General features: G+C 68.1%; 17 protein-coding genes. 11 read left to right on the top strand and 6 right to left on the bottom strand.

Features of this window, described 5'->3' with window-relative positions; translation table 11 throughout:
- Positions 1–24: 24 nt before the first annotated feature.
- The 6 genes from HNO80_RS07435 to HNO80_RS07410 are packed head-to-tail and all read left to right on the top strand — an operon-like array spanning position 25 to position 7,035.
- Positions 25–1,080 carry an aliphatic sulfonate ABC transporter substrate-binding protein gene (locus HNO80_RS07435; protein ID WP_175322209.1) on the top strand — a complete coding sequence of 352 codons (1,056 nt, stop codon included), beginning with the start codon at positions 25–27 and terminating at the stop codon, positions 1,078–1,080.
- Positions 1,080–1,991 carry an ABC transporter permease gene (locus HNO80_RS07430; protein ID WP_175322208.1) on the top strand — a complete coding sequence of 304 codons (912 nt, stop codon included), beginning with the start codon at positions 1,080–1,082 and terminating at the stop codon, positions 1,989–1,991. Before HNO80_RS07435 ends, HNO80_RS07430 begins: the two co-directional genes overlap by 1 nt.
- A complete protein-coding gene (gene acs / locus HNO80_RS07425; RefSeq protein WP_249777212.1) occupies positions 1,982–3,976 on the top strand; it encodes an acetate--CoA ligase in 1,995 nt (664 codons plus the stop codon). Before HNO80_RS07430 ends, acs begins: the two co-directional genes overlap by 10 nt.
- Positions 3,969–5,186, top strand: coding sequence for a dimethylsulfone monooxygenase SfnG (sfnG, locus tag HNO80_RS07420; protein WP_175322206.1), 1,218 nt, complete (start codon positions 3,969–3,971; stop codon positions 5,184–5,186). Before acs ends, sfnG begins: the two co-directional genes overlap by 8 nt.
- A complete protein-coding gene (locus tag HNO80_RS07415) occupies positions 5,186–6,541 on the top strand; it encodes an O-acetylhomoserine aminocarboxypropyltransferase/cysteine synthase family protein (RefSeq protein ID WP_175322205.1) in 1,356 nt (451 codons plus the stop codon). The genes sfnG and HNO80_RS07415 overlap by 1 nt, the downstream gene beginning before the upstream one ends.
- A complete protein-coding gene (locus HNO80_RS07410) occupies positions 6,538–7,035 on the top strand; it encodes a CoA-binding protein (protein ID WP_175322204.1) in 498 nt (165 codons plus the stop codon). The genes HNO80_RS07415 and HNO80_RS07410 overlap by 4 nt, the downstream gene beginning before the upstream one ends.
- Before the next feature lie 37 nt (positions 7,036–7,072).
- Here HNO80_RS07410 and HNO80_RS07405 read toward each other — a convergent pair whose 3' ends face one another.
- The 4 genes from HNO80_RS07405 to HNO80_RS07390 all read right to left on the bottom strand — a co-directional run bounded on the left by HNO80_RS07405 (position 7,073) and on the right by HNO80_RS07390 (position 10,602).
- A complete protein-coding gene (locus tag HNO80_RS07405; protein WP_175322203.1) occupies positions 7,073–7,801 on the bottom strand; it encodes a hypothetical protein in 729 nt (242 codons plus the stop codon).
- The gene (locus tag HNO80_RS07400; protein WP_175322202.1) at positions 7,798–8,346 is read right to left on the bottom strand and encodes an RNA polymerase sigma factor; all 549 of its coding nucleotides are present in this window, start codon (positions 8,344–8,346) and stop codon (positions 7,798–7,800) included. The genes HNO80_RS07405 and HNO80_RS07400 overlap by 4 nt, the downstream gene beginning before the upstream one ends.
- A gap of 87 nt (positions 8,347–8,433) precedes the next feature.
- On the bottom strand, positions 8,434–8,922 hold the full coding sequence (locus HNO80_RS07395; protein ID WP_175322201.1) for a hypothetical protein: 489 nt from the start codon (positions 8,920–8,922) through the stop codon (positions 8,434–8,436).
- Positions 8,923–9,312: 390 nt separating this feature from the next.
- Positions 9,313–10,602 (bottom strand): adenylosuccinate synthase, encoded by a 1,290-nt coding sequence (locus HNO80_RS07390; protein ID WP_175322200.1) that lies wholly within the window; start codon positions 10,600–10,602, stop codon positions 9,313–9,315.
- A gap of 411 nt (positions 10,603–11,013) precedes the next feature.
- On the opposite strand from HNO80_RS07390, the gene HNO80_RS07385 reads away from it, so the two are divergent.
- Together HNO80_RS07385 and HNO80_RS07380 are read left to right on the top strand one after the other, a co-directional pair.
- Positions 11,014–12,222: a cobalamin-independent methionine synthase II family protein gene (locus HNO80_RS07385; protein ID WP_175322199.1), complete on the top strand. Its 1,209-nt coding sequence runs from the start codon at positions 11,014–11,016 to the stop codon at positions 12,220–12,222.
- A 197-nt stretch (positions 12,223–12,419) separates the two neighbouring features.
- On the top strand, positions 12,420–13,049 hold the full coding sequence (locus HNO80_RS07380; RefSeq protein ID WP_175322198.1) for a uracil-DNA glycosylase family protein: 630 nt from the start codon (positions 12,420–12,422) through the stop codon (positions 13,047–13,049).
- Between the two features lie 65 nt (positions 13,050–13,114).
- Here the strand turns inward: HNO80_RS07380 and HNO80_RS07375 are convergent, their stop codons facing one another.
- Together HNO80_RS07375 and fbaA are read right to left on the bottom strand one after the other, a co-directional pair.
- Complete coding sequence (locus HNO80_RS07375; RefSeq protein WP_175322197.1) at positions 13,115–13,540, bottom strand: DUF3151 domain-containing protein; 426 nt, start codon at positions 13,538–13,540, stop codon at positions 13,115–13,117.
- Positions 13,541–13,542: 2 nt separating this feature from the next.
- Complete coding sequence (fbaA, locus tag HNO80_RS07370; protein ID WP_175322196.1) at positions 13,543–14,562, bottom strand: class II fructose-bisphosphate aldolase; 1,020 nt, start codon at positions 14,560–14,562, stop codon at positions 13,543–13,545.
- Positions 14,563–14,839: 277 nt separating this feature from the next.
- Here fbaA and HNO80_RS07365 point away from each other — a divergent pair, with 277 nt between their 5' ends.
- Genes HNO80_RS07365 through nagA form a run of 3 tightly spaced genes read left to right on the top strand, consistent with a single transcriptional unit; the run spans position 14,840 to position 17,807 of the window.
- Entirely contained in the window at positions 14,840–15,850 is a 1,011-nt protein-coding gene (locus HNO80_RS07365; RefSeq protein ID WP_175322195.1) for an ROK family protein, read from the top strand.
- Positions 15,847–16,635 (top strand): DeoR/GlpR family DNA-binding transcription regulator, encoded by a 789-nt coding sequence (locus HNO80_RS07360; protein WP_175322274.1) that lies wholly within the window; start codon positions 15,847–15,849, stop codon positions 16,633–16,635. Before HNO80_RS07365 ends, HNO80_RS07360 begins: the two co-directional genes overlap by 4 nt.
- On the top strand, positions 16,632–17,807 hold the full coding sequence (nagA, locus tag HNO80_RS07355) for an N-acetylglucosamine-6-phosphate deacetylase (RefSeq protein WP_175322194.1): 1,176 nt from the start codon (positions 16,632–16,634) through the stop codon (positions 17,805–17,807). Before HNO80_RS07360 ends, nagA begins: the two co-directional genes overlap by 4 nt.
- Positions 17,808–17,821 lie beyond the last annotated feature (14 nt).

Genomic DNA, 17,821 nt, shown 5'->3' with positions numbered 1-17,821 from the left:
TCCACCGTTCTCAAAGGAACCTCCATGCCCTTCGCCCGCAAGACCACCCGCCGCAAGACCACCCGCCGCTCCCTCCTCACGGCCGCCGCCGTCTCCGCCGCACTGGCCCTCACCGGCTGCGTCGCCGGCGAGGGTTCCGGCAAGCCCGCAGCAAGCGGCGCCGCCGGGAGCGCCACACTGAACATCGATTTCGCCACGTACAACCCGTTGAGCCTCGTGATCAAGAAGAAGGGCTGGCTCGAGACGGCGCTGAAGGACCAGGGCGTCACCGTCAACTGGGTCCAGTCAGCCGGCTCGAACAAGGCCAACGAGGCGCTGCGGTCCGGCGCGATCGACGTCGGCTCCACCGCCGGCTCGGCCGCCCTCCTGGCCAAGGCCAACGGGTCGCCGATCAAGGCCATCGACATCTTCTCGCAGCCGGAATGGGCGGCGCTCGTCACCAAGCCTGGCTCCGGCATCAGCACGGTGGCTGACCTCAAGGGCAAGTCGGTGGCGGCCACCAAGGGCACCGACCCGTACTTCTTCCTGCTCCAGTCGCTCTCCGAAGCCGGGCTGTCCGCCAAGGACGTCACCGTGCAGAACCTGCAGCACGCCGACGGCCGTGCGGCGCTGGAAAACGGCTCGGTGGATGCGTGGTCCGGGCTCGACCCGATCATGGCCGGGGCGGAGCAGAAGGGCGCCAAGCTCTTCTACCGGAACCTCTCCTTCAACACCTACGGCTTCCTGAACGCCACGGAATCCTTCCTGAAGGACAAGCCCAAGCAGGCGCAGGCCGTCGTCAACGCCTACGAGAAGGCGCGCGCCTGGGCGTCGGCCAACCCGGAGGAAACCGCGCAGATCCTTGCCGACGCAGCGGGACTGGACCTCGCCGTCGCGAAGACCGTGGTGCTGCAGCGCAGCAACCTCGACGTCGACCCGGCGCCGGGCGAGGCCCAGCGCAAGGTGCTCGCGAAGATCGGCCCGACCTTCGTGGAGACCGGGGACGTTGCAAGCCAGAAGCAGATCGACGACGCCGTCGCCTCGCTTCTCGATGACTCGCTGGTGAAGAAGGCGGACGCGTCCGCCATCAAGGATTCCTGATGACCAACCTCGAAAATCCCTTCCTCACCGGCAACAATGTTGCGGACGGGCGCGCTGCAGCCGTCCCCGCAACTCCGGCAGACGCCGCCCGGCCGGACTCCCCCGTCACGGGTGGAGGCGGCTCCCCGGCGAACGGATGGTCCCCCGCCGGGATCCTGGCCAACGGCTGGGCGCGTCTGCTCCTTGGATTGATCATTCCCGCTGCGGTGCTGGCCGCCTGGCAGCTGTCCACGGCCGCCGGGGTGTTCAGCGTGGTCCAGCTCCCGCCGCCGGCCATGGTGCTGGAGGCCGGCCTTGACCTGCTCCAGCGCGGGCAGCTCGGGCAGCACATCGCGATCTCAACGCAGCGCGTGCTAATCGGCTTCGCGGCCGGCGCGGCGCTGGGACTGGTGTTCGGGTCCCTGGTGGGCCTGTCCCGGTTCGCGGATGCCCTGCTCGCGCCCACCATCGGCGCGCTCCGGGCCGTCCCGTCGCTGGCGTGGGTGCCGCTGCTGATCCTCTGGATGAAGATCGGCGAGGACTCCAAGGTCACCCTGATCCTGATCGGCGCGTTCTTCCCGGTCTTCACGACGGTCTCGCTGGCGCTGCGCCACGTGGACCGGAACCTGGTCGAAGCGGCACGGGCGTTCGGGCTCAAGGGCGTGAAGCTGCTGACCACGGTCCAGCTTCCGGCGGTCGTGCCGGCCGTGTTCTCCGGGCTCCGGCTCGCGCTGGCCCAGGCCTGGCTGTTCCTGGTCGCCGCCGAACTCATCGCCTCCTCGATGGGGCTCGGTTTCCTGCTGACGGATTCGCAGAACAACGGCCGCACGGACCGGCTCCTGCTGGCAATCGTGCTGCTGGCCGTGATCGGCAAGGTCACCGACGCCCTGCTGGGCCTCGCCGAAAAATGGGCGGTGAAACGATGGGCGTAGCCACCGAAACAGCGCCGGCCAACCTCCCGGCTACCGAGGAAGAGCGCATCGCGTTCTGGGAGGCGGCCGCCCTCCGGCTCGACTGGGAGGACGTGCCCGGGCAGGACAAGCCCTGGCACACCGCGCACCGCCGCGTCCCGGCCGACGCCGCGGCCGGCATGGGCCCGCAGATCAGCTGGTTCGACGGCGGGAAGCTCAACGTCGCCCACAACTGCGTCGACCGTCATGTAGCGGCGGGACGCGGGGACAAGGTGGCACTGCACTTCGAGGGCGAGCCCGGCGACCGCCGCACCATCACCTACGCCGAGCTGCAGCGCGACGTGGCCAAGGCCGCCAACGCCCTGCTGGACCTCGGCATCACCAAGGGCGACCGGGTGGTCATTTACCTTCCGGTGATCCCCGAAACGGTGATCATAACCCTGGCCGTGGCCCGGATCGGCGCCATCCACTCGCTCGTGTTCGGCGGTTTCTCGGCCGAGGCGCTCAAGTTCCGGGTGGAGGACACGGGCGCCAAGCTGCTGGTCACCACCGACGGGCAGTTCCGCCGCGGCGTCGCGGTCCCGGTGAAGGCGAACGCGGATGCGGCCGTCGCCGGGGACAACGCGATCGAGCGTGTCCTGGTGGTCAACCGCACCGCCGCACCGGACCTCCTCGGCAGCGTCCCGATGACCGCAGGCCGCGACGTGTGGTGGCACGACGCCGTCGGGCGGGCCTCCGACGTCCACGAACCCGAGGCGTTCGACGCCGAGACGCCGCTGTTCATCATGTACACCTCCGGCACCACCGGAAAGCCCAAGGGCCTGGTCCACACCTCCGGCGGCTACCTCACGCAGGCGTCCTGGAGCTTCGAGCACCTCTTCAGCAACCCGGACCCGGCCCTCCGGGACCGGGACGTCCACTGGTGCACGGCTGACCTCGCCTGGGTCACCGCCCACACCTACGAGCTCTACGGCCCACTCTCCAACGGCGCCACCCAGGTGATCTTCGAGGGCACGCCCAACACCCCGCACCCCGGCCGGCACTTCGAAATCATCGAACGCTACGGCGTCACGCAGTACTACACTGCGCCCACCCTGGTCCGGTCGCTGATGGGCTGGTTCCCGGACGGCGTCCCGGCCGGCTACGACCTCTCCTCCATCCGCCTGCTGGGCACCGTCGGCGAAGCCGTCAACCCCGAGGCGTGGCGCTGGTTCCGGGAGAACGTGGGGGCGGGCACGGCCCCGGTGGTGGACACCTGGTGGCAGTCCGAAACCGGTGCCACCATCCTCTCCCCGGCCCCGACGGACGCGGACTTCAAGCCCGGCTGCGCCGCCCGGCCGCTGCCCGGCGTCGGCACCCGGATCGTGGACGAGGCGGGCACCACCGTCCCGCCCGGAGTCCAGGGCTTCATCGTGGTGGACGCCCCCGGCCCCGCCATCGCCCGGACCGTGTGGGGGAACCCGCAACGCTACTTCGATTCCTACTGGCGCCAGTTCGTCGAGCAGGGCTGGTTCCTCGCCGGCGACGGCGCCAAGTACGACGACGACGGCGACATCTGGATCCTGGGGCGGGTGGACGACACCCTCAACGTCTCAGGGCACCTGCTCTCCACCATCGAAATCGAATCGGCCCTCGTCTCGCACCCGGACGTGGTGGAGGCCGGCGTCTGCCCGGTCGCGGACCCGAAGACCGGGCACGCGATCGTCGCATTTGTCGTGCTGAAAGATTCGGCGGTGACCGAGGACATCGCGTCCGAATTGAAGGCACACGTCGCCACGCAGATCGGGCCGATCGCGAAGCCGCGCGACGTCGTCGTCGTTCCCGATGTGCCGAAGACCCGCAGCGGCAAGATCATGCGCCGGCTGCTGACGCAGCTGTTCGAAGGAACGACGCTCGGCGACACGACCTCCCTGCAGAACGAACCGTCGATCGCCGGCATCCAGACCGTCCTGCGCGACCGCAATAACACCGGAAATACCCCAGAAGTAAGGAACACCAATGACTGACATCAGCAGCGTCGCCCGTCTTTCCGAACCCCTGAAGTTCGCCTACTGGGTCCCCAACGTCTCCGGCGGCCTGGTGGTTTCCACCATTGAACAGCGCACCGGCTGGGACTTCGAGTACAACAAGAAGCTGGCCCGGATCGCCGAGAACTCCGGCTTTGAATACGCGCTGACCCAGACCCGCTATGCCGCCTCCTATGGCGCGGACAAGCAGCACGAGGCCACCTCCTTCAGCCTCGCCCTGCTGGCCGCCACCGAGCGGCTCAAGGTGATCTCCGCCGTCCACCCGGGCATGTGGCACCCCGGCGTGCTGGCGAAGTACATCATCACCGCGGACCACATCTCCAACGGCCGCGCCGCCGTGAACATCGTTTCCGGCTGGCTCAAGGCCGAGTTCGAAAACTTCGGCCTCGAATGGCTCGAACACGACGAGCGCTACGTCCGGACCGAGGAATTCATCCGCGTCCTCCGCGGGCTCTGGACCGAGCAGGAGTACAGCCAGTCGGGCAAGTACTACAACATCACCGACTTCACCCTGCAGCCGGCCCCCGTCGACGTGCCCGGGCGCGCGCACCCGGAGATCTTCTTCGGCGGCAACTCCACCGCGGCACAGGCCACGGCCGGCCGGGTCGCGGACTGGTACTTCTCCAACGGCAAGGACCTGGAAGGGTTCAAGGAGAACATCGCCGGCGTGGTTGCCTCCGCTGGTGAGGCGCACCGCGGCACCCCGGGCGCACTGGCCTCGCTGAGTTCCTCCCACCTCCCCTCCCCGCGTTTTGGCCTGAACGGCTTCGTCATCGCCCGTGATTCCGAGAAGGAAGCCCGCGACACCCTGCGCGAGATCGTCGAGAAGGCGCACAAGCCCGCCGTCGACGGCTTCCGTGCCGCTGTCCAGGAAGCCGGAGCGTCCACGAAGGACGGCAAGGGCATGTGGGCCGACTCCAGCTTCGAGGACCTGGTCCAGTACAACGACGGTTTTAAGACCCAGCTGATCGGCACCCCGGAGCAGATCGCGGAGCGGATCGTGGAGTACAAGAAGATCGGCGTGAACCTGTTCCTCACCGGCTACCTGCACTTCCAGGAGGAGGTCGCCGCGTTCGGTACGGACGTCCTGCCGATCGTTCGCGAACTCGAGGCGGGCCTCGCCCGCAAGCACGACGTCGAGCTGGACCTGTCCCAGACCCCGGCGGCGAAAGTTGAGGTGGCTGCGTAATGGCTGACCGCAAATTCGGTTTCCGCACCCGCGCCCTGCACGCCGGCGGCACGCCCGACGCCGAACACGGCGCCCGGGCCGTGCCGATCTACCAGACGACGTCCTTCGTGTTCAAGGACACCCAGGACGCCGCCAACCTGTTCGCGCTGCAGAAGTACGGCAACATCTACTCCCGGATCGGCAACCCCACGGTGGCCGCGTTCGAAGAGCGCATCGCCTCGCTCGAGGGCGGCATCGGCGCGGTGGCCACGTCCTCTGGCATGGCCGCGGAGTTCATTACCTTTGCCGCGCTCACCCAGTCCGGCGACCATATTGTGGCGGCATCCCAGCTTTACGGCGGCACGGTGACCCAGCTGGACGTGACGCTGCGCCGCTTCGGCGTGGACACCACGTTCGTGGCCGGCACCGACCCGGCGGACTACGCCGCGGCGGTCCGGGACAACACCAAGGCGATCTTCGTCGAGGTGGTGGCCAACCCGTCGTCGGAAGTCCAGGACCTTGAGGGCCTGGCGAAGGTGGCGCACGACGCCGGCATCCCGCTCGTCGTCGACGCCACCTTGAGCACCCCGTATCTGGTGCGGCCGATCGAGCACGGGGCGGACATCGTGATCCACTCCGCCACGAAGTTCCTCGGCGGCCACGGCACCACCCTCGGCGGCGTCATCGTCGAAAGCGGCCGCTTCAATTGGGGCAACGGCAAGTTCCCCACCATGACCGAACCGGTGGCCTCCTACGGCAACGTCTCCTGGTGGGGGAATTTCGGCGAGTACGGCTTCCTCACCAAGCTGCGCTGCGAGCAGTTGCGCGACATCGGCCCCGCGCTGTCCCCGCAGTCGGCGTTCCAGCTGCTGCAGGGCGTGGAGACGCTCCCGCAACGCCTGGACGAGCACCTCAGGAACGCCCAGGCCGTGGCCGAATGGCTTGAAGCCGACGAGCGTGTGGCCTATGTGAACTATTCCGGCCTGCCCTCGCACCCGCACTTCGACCGGGCGCGGAAGTACCTGCCGCTGGGCCCCGGCTCGGTGTTCTCCTTCGGCGTGAAGGGCGGCCGAGCCGCGGGCCAGAAGTTCATCGAGTCGCTGCAGCTGGCCTCGCACCTGGCCAACGTGGGCGACTCGCGGACCCTGGTGATCCATCCCGGCTCCACGACCCACCAGCAGCTCAGCCCGGCGCAGCTCGAATCCGCCGGCGTCCCGGAGGACCTCGTCCGGATTTCGATTGGCCTGGAGGACATCGATGACATCCTCTGGGACCTTGACCAGGCCCTGGACGCGGCATCCGAAGAGCCAGCCCCGGACACATCCACCCCGAAAGCCCTGCCCGCGGATAGCTGCACGATCGGAGCAAGCGCATGAGCGCCGAACAGACCCGTACCTGGACCGGCCCGTCCGCGCCCGAGCGGCTGGCCCTGCTGCGCCAGGCCAAGACGATCGCGATTGTGGGCGCCTCGGACAAGCCGTCCCGGGCCAGCTACTTCGTCGCGACCTACCTGCAGTCCTCCACCCGCTACAAGGTCTACTTCGTGAACCCGGTGGTCAAGGAGATCCTGGGCGAGCCGAGCTACGCTTCGCTCGCTGACCTGCCGGAAAGCCCGGACATCGTCGACGTGTTCCGCAAGCATGATGACCTGCCCGGTGTGCTGGACGAGGCCATCGCCGCGGGCGCCAAGACGCTCTGGCTGCAGCTGGGCTCGTGGCATGAGGACGTCGCGAAGGAAGCCGAGGCGGCCGGACTCGACGTCGTGATGGACCGCTGCGTGAAGATCGAGCACGCCCGCTTCCACGGCGGCCTCCATCTGGCGGGCTTCGACACCGGCGTCATCTCCTCCAAGCGGCAGGTACTCGCCTAAACGAGGTCCCTAAACCGGGACGCCCAGGCGGGGCGCGCTACGGCTTGGCGGTGGGGAGAGCAGTCGGAAGCCCGGGAAGAGTGGGCGACGTCGGCAGCGGGCCCGGAGCAAGGCCCCGGCCGTTCTGGCCCTGGGAGCCGGGCTTCACGGGCCGGTGTCCCGGCGTCGGAAGGACTCCCCCACGGCCAACGGCGGGAGGAGTAGCGATGGGGCCTGCATGCTTCGGCACCTGCGCCGTTGCCTGGGCTGAGGGCGCCGCCGGACCAGTCAGGGACGGGGACGTGCCAGCCGGCACCGGAACCGGGGCCGCCGGGAGATCCGAGGGCGTGCCGACAGAAGGGGCCGGGGCTCGGGTGGGTGCCGCGGGCTGGAAAATAACGCCGAGAGTGTGGCCCACGTTCTCACGGAAGTCATGGCTGGAGGCTGCCACGGCCCCGGCGCCGAGGCTCATTGCACCGATTACGGCGCCACCAATGAGGGCCATCCGGCGTTTGTGGCCGCGTCGCCGGTCCGCGAGGCTGCTCACGCCGTCGGGAAGGTCCTCGGCGGGGCGGAACGGAAGGTCGTCGGCGGGCCCGGCCACCGCGCGGGCCGAACCGGCGGAGAGCAGCGCGGCGAGGTCGGTCCGGGGCGCCGGTGCCTGCTCCGGCACCAGTGCCTGAAGCTGCTCGAGGGTGCTGCGGAGTTCGGTGGCAGCTTCGAGTCCGGAGTCACGGAGCATCGCCTGGATGTTGCCATCCTGCTGGGGGTCGCGTGTGCCGGTCATGATGCTGCGTGGTCCTTTTCGGTTACAAGTTCGCGCAAGGCATTGAGCCCGCGCCGCTGAAGCTGTTTGATGGCACCCGGGGTCTTGCCCATGATGCCGGCCACCTGATCGATGGAGAGGTCTGCGACGATCCGCAGGACCAGGACTTCCCGTTGCTCTTCGTTGAGCCGGGCAAGTGTGTGGGACAGGCCGCCCAGCGAACCGAGCGCCTCGTCCTCCGCGGAGGCGGAATATCGCCCGTCGTTCAGCGGGTCATATTCGGCCAGGTACGGTGTGCGTTCGGCGCGCCGGTGGTGGTCGACCAGCCGGGCGTGGGCGACGGAGAAGATGAAGGTCCGCAACCCGGTGTGGCCGCCGGTGACGTTGGCCAGTTTCGGCAGGACGTCCACGAAGACGTCTTGGGTGAGGGCCTCGGCGTCGTCGACGCCCTTGGCCCGGAAGTAGCCGAGCACCGCCGGGGAGATCACGGTGTAAACGGCGCTGAACCCTGACGGGTCGCCAGCCAGAGCTGCTGACAGTTCGTCATCGCTCAGCTGGTCTGCCAAGAGGCTTTCCTTCCGTTACTGCTGGGGTGCGGCCCCCGATAGTCTAGCGGCCGCACCCCATCGCCTCCGAAGAGAGGCGTTTGGTGCTTACTTGTCGAGCTTGGGCTGCTCAACCGACGGAACAGCCGGCACGGCCTTGACAGCCGGGGCGCCCTTGGCGGCGGGAACAGCCGGGGTTGCGACGGTTACGCCGGCGTGGGCCTTGGCCTCGGCGGCGCCCTTGGCGTTAGCGGCACCGTCGACGGTTACGCCGTCCTTGTCAGCGGAGACAGAGCCCTCAGCGGAACCCTCGGTACCCTCGACATCGGCGTCACCCTTGGCGTCGCCCTTGGCGGAACCGTCAGCGTTCGGGGTAGCCGGGACGGCCGGAACGGCCGGGGTGGCCGGTGCGTCGGGCAGTTCGGTGGTTGCCGGAACAGCCGGAACAGCGGGGGTGGCGGGCGTAGCGTGGTTCACTTCAGCCTGCTGGGTGCTGGACGTCTGGGCCGCGTTGGCCAGGCCGATTCCGGAGAAACCTCCGACCGCGAGAATCGCGGCGCCGACAGCAATCTTGGTGGTCTTGCTAACACTCTTCATGAAAAACGTACATCCTTTGGTTGGTTGAAGGCTGGCTGGCGCCTGATGGGGGCAGGCGCCAGCCGGCACTTACGGTCGAAGTCCTGTCGGCACCTGATGGGGGCAGGTGCCCGTCGGATCTCTCTCGAAGTCCCCAGCGCCTGATGGGGGCAGGCGCCGGTCGGATCTTCCGCTACAAGGCCGGCCGGGCCTGATGGGGGGACCAGGGCTCCGGGCGGCGCTTACAAAGGAGTAATCGCTGGGACACCCCGAAAGGTTACGCAGCGATAAGAATTTCTTTTCTCTTTTTCGACAGGCCCTGCGACGGCCCCAGACGGCGGCTTTAACGACGACGGCGGCGGGCCACCATTGCAGGTGACCCGCCGCCGTCGTGCGCCAGTTACTGAAGCGTCAGTCGTTGATGAGGTCGTTGACCACGATGGTCTGGTCGCGGTCCGGGCCGACGCCGATCGCGGAGAACCGGGTGCCGGAGAGCTTCTCGAGGGCCAGCACGTAGTTCCGCGCATTCTCCGGCAGGTCGTCCAGGCTGCGGGCACCGGTGATGTCCTCGGTCCAGCCTTCGAAGTACTCGAAGATCGGCTTGGCGTGGTGGAACTCGGTCTGCGTCATCGGCATTTCGTCGTGGCGGACGCCGTCGACGTCATAGGCCACACAGACCGGGATCTGCTCGATGCCGGTGAGCACGTCCAGCTTGGTGACGAAGTAGTCGGTGAAGCCGTTTACGCGCGAGGCGTGGCGCGCCAGCACGGCGTCGTACCAGCCGCAGCGGCGCGGCCGGCCGGTGTTGACGCCGAACTCGCCGCCGGTCTTCTGCAGGTACAGGCCCATCTCATCGAACAGTTCCGTGGGGAACGGCCCGGCGCCGACACGCGTGGTGTAGGCCTTGATGATGCCGATGGAGCGCGAGATCCGGGTGGGGCCGATGCCCGAGCCCACGGAGGCGCCGCCGGCGGTCGGGTTCGAGGAGGTCACGAACGGGTAGGTGCCGTGGTCGACGTCCAGGAACGTGGCCTGGCCGCCCTCCATGAGGACCACCTTGCCCTCGTCCAACGCCTTGTTCAGCACGAAGGTGCTGTCGATGACCAGCGGGCGCAGGCGTTCGGCGAAGGACAGGAAGTAGTCCACGATCTCGTCCACCTCGATGTCCCGGCGGTTGTAGACCTTGACCAGCAGTTCGTTCTTCTGCCGCAGCGAGCCTTCGACCTTCTGGCGCAGGATGGACGCGTCGAACACGTCCTGCACGCGGATGCCGAGGCGGGCCACCTTGTCCATGTAGGCCGGCCCGATTCCGCGGCCGGTGGTGCCGATCGCGCGGCTGCCGAGGAACCGTTCGGTGACCTTGTCCAGCACCTGGTGGTACGGCGCCACGAGGTGGGCGTTAGCGGAGACGCGCAACTTGGAGGTGTCCGCGCCGCGGGCTTCCAGGCCGTCGATCTCCTGGAACAGGGCTTCAAGGTTCACCACGCAACCGTTGCCGATGACCGGGACTGCGTTCGGGCTCAGGATGCCGGCCGGAAGGAGCTTCAGCTCATACTTCTCACCGCCCACGACGACGGTGTGCCCGGCGTTGTTGCCGCCGTTGGGCTTCACGACGTAGTCGACACGGCCGCCGAGCAGGTCGGTGGCCTTACCTTTGCCTTCGTCGCCCCATTGGGCTCCGACGATCACGATTGCTGGCATGGGATCCTCCCCCATTCGTTCGGGCCGAACTCCGTTTGATTCACCAGGTGGTCAACGCAGCTCAGCGCCGTTCATGAGAATGCCCCGAATCTACCGCTGTGCGCAGTACCACTACGATCTGTACCACTACGATCTGTACCGTCAGCGCCAGAGTCCGGGGCTCTTACCACCCAAGTTTAGCCGAAAACGCCGGCCGGCACCGTTTTGGCTCCCTGTGTGGACACCGCGACACATAGCGGGCACGACTTGCGGTACAGGCCCGCGTGGAATTAAGTGAGAGTGACCATCCCGAGCGGCCGAGGGACCTGGACCGTTGACGCCGCAGCAACCCTGCCGGACACAGCCTGCCTCCCACGGCCGGCGTGACCGGCCACGGTGCTACCGCCAGGACCGATGGAAGGAAACCGCGCCATGTCCCAGAACACCGACCACATCCGTGTCACCCACGCCGGCTCATTGCCCCGGACGCCGGAACTCATCGCCGCGAACGAGGCCAAGGAAGCCGACGGCGTCACCCCCGAGTTCCTGGACCTGCTGGAAACCTCGGTGGTGGACGTCGTGCAGCGCCAGAAGGATCTGGGCGTCGACATCCCCAACGACGGCGAGTACGGCCACACGATGTCCAGCACGGTGGACTACGGCGCCTGGTGGAACTACTCCTTCTCCAGGCTCGGCGGACTGGAACCCACCGAGGTGGACCGCTGGGCCGACGCCAAGGTCCACCGTTCCTCGCCGGGCCACATCGTCCTGACCTCGTTCCCGGACCGCCGTGACCGGCAGAAGTTCAACGACGCGTACAACGACCCCTCCTCCGGGATCCTGGCCCACCGCAAGGCCGTCACGCAGCCAAAGATCGCGGGGCCGCTGACGTACACCGGCCAGGCGCTCGTGGCCTCGGACATCACCAACCTCAAGACCGGCCTGGCCGCGGCCGGCCTCACCGAGGGATTCGTCGCCTCCCTCTCCCCCGGCTCCTGCGCCCGGGTGGCCAACGAGTACTACCAGAGCGATGAGGAACTCCTTTACGCCTGTGCCGATGCCATGCGCGAGGAATACAAGGCCATCATCGACGCCGGCCTGACCGTCCAGCTCGACGACCCCTCCCTGGCCGAGAGCTGGGACCAGATCAACCCCGAGCCGAGCCTCGAGGACTACCTGAAGTTCATCCAGCTCCGGGTCGAGGCCACCAACTGGGCGCTGCGCGACCTTCCGCAGGAGAAGATCCGGCTGCACGTCTGCTGGGGATCCTGGCACGGACCGCACACCACGGACATCCCCTTCGCGGACATCATCGGTTCCGTCCTGCAGATCAACGCCGGCGCCTACTCCTTCGAGGCGGCCAACGTGCGGCACGAGCACGAATGGCGGGTCTGGGAGGACACCAAGCTTCCCGAGGGGAAGTCGATCATCCCGGGCGTCGTCTCCCACGCCACCAACGTCGTCGAGCACCCGGACCTGGTGGCGGACCGGATCGTGCGCTTCGCGGACCTGGTGGGCCGCGAAAACGTGATTGCGTCCACGGACTGCGGCCTCGGCGGCCGCGTCCATCCGCAGATTGCCTTTGCCAAACTCGAGGCACTCGGAGAGGGCGCCCGGCGGGCCAGCAAGCGGCTCTGGTAGCCGAACCGGGCCGGCCGGCCGTAGCCGGCCCGGGCGACTCGCCGGACATTTCGCGGGGCTTGATAGACTGGTAGAGACCGAACAGGAATCGGTCCACACCACATTTTCAAACCACTCCGGCCTCCGCGCGCCCTTCCTTTGGCGTGCCCGCAGCCGGTCTGGCAGCTTTACCAATCCCGCAGGAGACCCAGCAATACATGACAGCCCTGGCCACTGAAAATTTCCGCGAACAGCTCCTGAGCCGCCGTTACGAAGCTAACGTCGCGCCGGTCAACGAACTGTGCGACGCACTGCAGACCGCCAAAGCTGGCACCACGGTCCCCTACGTGGATCCCGCCCACGACATCGACGAGTGCCGCATCATCAGCCTGTACTCCAACATCGGCACCGCGGATCCGTCCGGCTTCATCACCGCCGGGGATGACGAAGCTGCCACCCGCATGCTCGGCATCCAGTGGAAGCTGGGCCTGCGCCCCGAGTTCGTCATGCCGTGGAACGTCCACCCGTGGCACGTCGGCGAAGAGCCCAACGGCAAGTTCACCCCGGACCAGATCTCGGCCGGCCTCAAGCCCTTGCTGAAGTTCCTCGCCCTGGTGCCGCGCGCGTCCGTCATCGTGGCTCACGGCACCGAGGCCAACCGCCTGGCCAACCTGCTGCTCAAGACCGAGGTGCCGATGATCTGGCGCCGCGGCCTGAAGACGTACAAGGTCCGCTCGCTCAGCGGCCGCGCGTTCGCCGGCACCCCGGCCCGCCAGGAGCAGTATCTCGAGGAAATGCGCGTGGCCTACGCCGACGCCATGGCCCGCACCGGCCTGGCCAAGGCCTAGTCCCGCACGTTAACGACGGCGGGCGCCCACCGAAAGGTGAGCGCCCGCCGTCGTCGTTTAACCCGTCAGCCCTCGGCTTCGATGGCCGCCTTCGCCGTGGGGTCGGAGTCCTTGAGGAACTTCTCGATCCGCTCGGGCTCCTCGGCCTCGCCGATCGCCGCGGACGCGCGGCCCAGCGAGTACAGGGCGCGCAGGAAGCCGCGGTTCGGTTCGTGCTCCCACGGGATCGGGCCCACGCCGCGCCAGCCGTTCCGGCGCAGCGAGTCCAGGCCGCGGTGGTAGCCGACGCGGGAGTAAGCGTAGGAATCGATGGTCCGGCCTTCCTTCCACGCTTCCTCGGCCAGCACGGCCCAGAGCAGCGAGGACGTCGGGTGCTTCTCCACCAGGTCCAGCGCCTCCTGGCCCGCATCCAGCCCCGCGTAGACCTCGGTCTCGGCAGGCAGCAGCGTGGGCTCGGGACCCATCAGGTTCTTGCGGAACTCGTCCGACATAACTAGAACGTCTTGCCGGTGGAGCCGAGCTGCTGGGCAGCCTCGACCACGCGGGCGGCCAGGCCGGCTTCGGCGGACGCGCCCCAGACACGGGGGTCGTACAGCTTCTTGTTGCCAACCTCGCCGTCGACCTTCAGGACGCCGTCGTAGTTGCGGAACATGTGGTCCACCACCGGGCGGGTGTAGGCGTACTGGGTGTCGGTGTCGATGTTCATCTTGATCACGCCGTAGGAGACCGCGTCCGCGATTTCCTGCTCGGAGGAGCCGGAGCCGCCGTGGAAGACGAGGTCGAACGGGTTGGCCTTGCCGATCTTCGCGCCGACCTGCTCCTGGATGTCCTTGAGGATCTCCGGACGCAGCTTCACGCCGCCCGGCTTGTACACGCCGTGCACGTTGCCGAAGGTCAGGGCCGTGATGTAGCGGCCGTTCTCGCCGGAGCCGAGCGCGTCGATGGTCGCGAGGGCGTCCTCGACCGTGGTGTAGAGCTTGTCGTTGATGGCGTTCTCGACGCCGTCTTCCTCGCCGCCGACGGTGCCGATCTCGACCTCGAGGATCATCTTGGCCGCGGCGGTGCGGGCGAGCAGTTCACGCGCGATCCGGAGGTTCTCCTGCAGGGTTTCGGCCGAGCCGTCCCACATGTGCGAGTTGAAGAGCGGGTTGCGGCCGGCCTTGACCTCGGCCTCGGAGGCGGCGAGCAGCGGCAGGACGAAGCCGTCCAGCTTGTCCTTGGGGCAGTGGTCCGTGTGCAGGGCGATGTTGACGCCGTAGTTCTTGGCCACTTCGCGGGCGAATGCGGCGAAGCCCAGGGAGCCGGCCACCATGTCCTTGGTGGAGGCGCCGGACCAGTAGGCGGCACCGCCGGTGGAGACCTGGACGATGCCGTCGGACTCGGCCTCGGCGAAGCCGCGCAGGGCGGCGTTCAGGGTCTGGGAGGAGGTGACATTGACGGCCGGGAATGCGAAGCCGCCCGTCTTTGCGCGGTCGATCATCTCGGAGTAGATCTCTGGGGTTGCAATGGGCATGCTGACTCCTAAAGTGAATTTCGTCTGCGGGCTGGGTTGACCCTGGAGTGAACCTCGTCGGCTACGAACCATCCTAGCCATTCCTGCGCACGGCAGTGTCTCCGGTCACGCGGGGGCTGTAACACTCGCTCCCGCCGCCTGCCCTCCCGCCGAGATGGCACGTCGCGGCAGTGTTCCGGAAGGCACTGCCCTCGCGTGTGAGCTAAAGTGACCGGGTGCTGGTGGTTGCGATCAGGATCGATCGTTGCGCTGGCAGTTAGCGACGAGGAGACATGTCATGGCCGAAGATCTGTCGTGGGATGCGGCGCTGCTCGGCGCCGGGGCGGCCGTTCTCGCCTATGACATTGGTGGCACCGATACGAAGGCGGCGCTGTTCGACTCCGCAGGGCGGATGCTCGGGCTCAGCCGCACCGCAACTCCCCTTCGCGGGGCCCGGACGGGTGAAGCCGTGCTGGATCTGGTCGAAAAAATCGCTGCCGGATTTGCCCTGGACTACCCCGGCGTTCATCCTCAGGCAGTCGGCATGGTCGCCCCCGGCATCGTCGACGACGGCTCCGGAGTCGGCGTCCGCTCCTCGAACTTGGGCTGGGAGAATGTGCCGTTCAAAGCGCTGGCGGAGTCGCGCCTGAACCTCCCCGCGTCCTTCTCGCACGATGTGCGTGCCGCCGGGGAAGCAGAGCACCGCCTCGGCGCGGCCCAACCTTTCCGCGACGTCGTGGTCATCGTGATCGGCACCGGCATCGCGGCATCGATTATCCTGGACGGTCGAGCTCACGTGGCAGGCGGTTTTGCCGGCGAAATCGGCCATTCGATTGTCGACCCGCGCGGTGACTTGTGCCCCTGCGGCGCCGCCGGTTGCCTTGAAACTATGGCCTCAGCCGGGGCCATTGTGCGCCGCTACGCTCAGGCCGCGGGCCGGTGCTCCGAGCCTGCGCCGACCGATGCGAAGCAGGTCCTCGCCCTCGCCCGCGCCGGCGACCCGCATGCCCGGCGCGTCTGGGACGAAGCCGTCGACGCCCTCGCGCTGGTCATCGAGCAACTCGTCTCGGCGCTGGCCCCGGAGGCCATTGTCATCGGCGGCGGACTGAGCCAAGCCGGAGACGCCCTGTTCGTGCCCCTGCGGGACCGTGTCGGCGCTCTGCTCAGCTTCCACCGCCCCCCTCGGCTGCTACCGGCACGGATCGGTGAGAACGCCGGGCTCATCGGCGCGGCGCTACGTGCCAGGGCCGCCGTCGAAGGCCCGGCCGCAACCGGCGTCCTTCCGCTGAAAGGAACCGCATGTCCATGAACCGCTCCGAGCGCCTCGCTGCGGTACTCGACCTGCTAGCCGAATCCGGCCACCTGGAGGTCGACGACATCATCACCCGCCTCGGCGTCTCCGCGGCGACTGCGCGGCGCGACCTCGACACCCTCGCCTCCCAGCAGCTGCTCACGCGCACGCGCGGCGGGGCGACCGGGCAGTCCGTCGCCTACGACCTTCCGCTGCGGTACAAACGCGAGCAGAACGCACCACAGAAGCTCCGGATCGCCCGCGCGGCCAGTTCGCTCGTGGCCCGCGGCGCCGTCGTGGGGCTCTGCGGCGGCACAACGAGCACGGCGATCGCCGAGGTACTTGGCGCCAGACCGGACATCATGGAAGCGTCACCGCACGCCACACTGACGGTCGTCACCAACGCCCTCAACATCGCGGCCCAGTTGGCGATGCGCCCGCAGATCAAGACGGTGGTGACCGGCGGGGTGGTGCATTCGCGCTCCTACGAACTGGTCGGTTCCTACAGCGACGCCGTGCTGCAGCAAGTGCGCCTGGACATCGCCTTCATCGGCGTGAACGGCATAGATCCGCTGGCTGGCCCCTCCGTGAACGACGAACGGGAGGCTGCGGTGAATTCCCTGATGACAGAGCGCGCGGCCCGGGCGATGATCGTAGCCGACTCCAGCAAGATCGAACGAATCGCATTCGCCGGACTGGGCGCACTGCACCGCTTCGACGGGCTCATCACGGACCCGGGGATCACACCGGAGCAGCTGGCTGCCTTTGCCGACCAGAATTTCGAGGTGATCGTCGCATCATGACCCGCCCTGCCACCCGCATCATCCACTCTGCGCGCCTGGTATCCGGCGGGCTGACCACCGCCGACGCCTGGGTCGCCTTTACCGGCGATACGGTGTCTGGCCTCGGCTCCGGGGACAGCTGGCGTGGCCTGAGCACCCCGGCGGTGGAAGTGACGGATGCCGCCGGCCGCTGGCTCATCCCCGGCTTCATAGACATCCACTGCCACGGCGGCGGCGGCTTCGCTTTCGATAACGGAGCCGACGCTATCCGCGATGCCCTTGCCGTGCACCACCGCCACGGCACGACCCGCGCCGTGCTCTCCCTCGTCACTGCCCGCCAGTGCGAGCTCGAGTCCCGGCTCGCTGCCATCGCAGACGCGGCCGAGGCCAACCCGCTCGTGCTCGGCGCTCACCTTGAGGGCCCCTTCCTCGACAACGCTTTCCGCGGCGCGCACGACCCGGCACTGCTCCGGGCGCCTGACGGCGATTCGATGGCCCGGCTCCTCACCGCGGCGCGGGGACACCTTCGCCAGTGGACGCTCGCACCCGAGCTGCCCGGCGCCCGGGAGGCAATCCGCACGCTCGTCGACGCAGGGGTCGCCGTCGCCGTCGGGCACAGCGCCGCCGACTATGCCACCGCTCGGGCAGCATTTGAAGCCGGCGCCTCGATCCTGACGCACGCCTTCAATGGCATGCGCGGCATCCACCACCGCGCGCCCGGTCCGGTCGCGGCAGCTACCCGCTCCCCCGGGGTGACGCTGGAGATTATCAACGACGGCGTGCATGTCCACCCGGAGGTGGTACGTCTGGCCTTTGCCGGCGCACCCGGCCGCATTGCCCTGATCACCGACGCCATGGCCGCCACCGGCTCCGGGGATGGCGAGTACATGCTTGGGTCCCTGGCCGTCACCGTCACCGGCGGCATTGCCCGCCTGAGCAGCGCGACAGGAGCCGACGGGGCCATCGCCGGCTCCACGCTCACCCTCGACGCAGCTCTGCGTCGAGCGGTGACTGAAGTGGGCATCCCGATTGAAGAGGCGGTCGCCGCGGTGACCGCCACTCCCGCCCGGGCCATCGGGCGCAGCCGCGATCTCGGACAGCTCGCGATCGGCTACGCCGCCGACGCGGTTCTGCTCGACGGCGGGCTATCAGTCGATGCGGTCTTCGCAGCCGGCCGGCTCTTGCCGGCCTAGCGGCAAGCTTCCAG

The sequence above is a fragment of the Arthrobacter sp. C9C5 genome, assembly GCF_013359735.1.
Lineage (GTDB): Bacteria > Actinomycetota > Actinomycetes > Actinomycetales > Micrococcaceae > Arthrobacter.
This window is presented reverse-complemented; position numbering and strand designations above follow the sequence as displayed.

Bases quoted from the DNA above. Each gene is read 5' to 3' on its own strand.
- HNO80_RS07435 (WP_175322209.1), top strand. From the start codon at position 25: ATGCCCTTCGCCCGCAAGACCACCCGCCGCAAGACCACCCGCCGCTCC.
- HNO80_RS07430 (WP_175322208.1), top strand. From the start codon at position 1,080: ATGACCAACCTCGAAAATCCCTTCCTCACCGGCAACAATGTTGCGGAC.
- acs (WP_249777212.1), top strand. From the start codon at position 1,982: ATGGGCGTAGCCACCGAAACAGCGCCGGCCAACCTCCCGGCTACCGAG.
- sfnG (WP_175322206.1), top strand. From the start codon at position 3,969: ATGACTGACATCAGCAGCGTCGCCCGTCTTTCCGAACCCCTGAAGTTC.
- HNO80_RS07415 (WP_175322205.1), top strand. From the start codon at position 5,186: ATGGCTGACCGCAAATTCGGTTTCCGCACCCGCGCCCTGCACGCCGGC.
- HNO80_RS07410 (WP_175322204.1), top strand. From the start codon at position 6,538: ATGAGCGCCGAACAGACCCGTACCTGGACCGGCCCGTCCGCGCCCGAG.
- HNO80_RS07405 (WP_175322203.1), bottom strand. From the start codon at position 7,801: ATGACCGGCACACGCGACCCCCAGCAGGATGGCAACATCCAGGCGATG.
- HNO80_RS07395 (WP_175322201.1), bottom strand. From the start codon at position 8,922: ATGAAGAGTGTTAGCAAGACCACCAAGATTGCTGTCGGCGCCGCGATT.
- HNO80_RS07390 (WP_175322200.1), bottom strand. From the start codon at position 10,602: ATGCCAGCAATCGTGATCGTCGGAGCCCAATGGGGCGACGAAGGCAAA.
- HNO80_RS07385 (WP_175322199.1), top strand. From the start codon at position 11,014: ATGTCCCAGAACACCGACCACATCCGTGTCACCCACGCCGGCTCATTG.
- HNO80_RS07380 (WP_175322198.1), top strand. From the start codon at position 12,420: ATGACAGCCCTGGCCACTGAAAATTTCCGCGAACAGCTCCTGAGCCGC.
- HNO80_RS07375 (WP_175322197.1), bottom strand. From the start codon at position 13,540: ATGTCGGACGAGTTCCGCAAGAACCTGATGGGTCCCGAGCCCACGCTG.
- fbaA (WP_175322196.1), bottom strand. From the start codon at position 14,562: ATGCCCATTGCAACCCCAGAGATCTACTCCGAGATGATCGACCGCGCA.
- HNO80_RS07365 (WP_175322195.1), top strand. From the start codon at position 14,840: ATGGCCGAAGATCTGTCGTGGGATGCGGCGCTGCTCGGCGCCGGGGCG.
- HNO80_RS07360 (WP_175322274.1), top strand. From the start codon at position 15,847: ATGAACCGCTCCGAGCGCCTCGCTGCGGTACTCGACCTGCTAGCCGAA.
- nagA (WP_175322194.1), top strand. From the start codon at position 16,632: ATGACCCGCCCTGCCACCCGCATCATCCACTCTGCGCGCCTGGTATCC.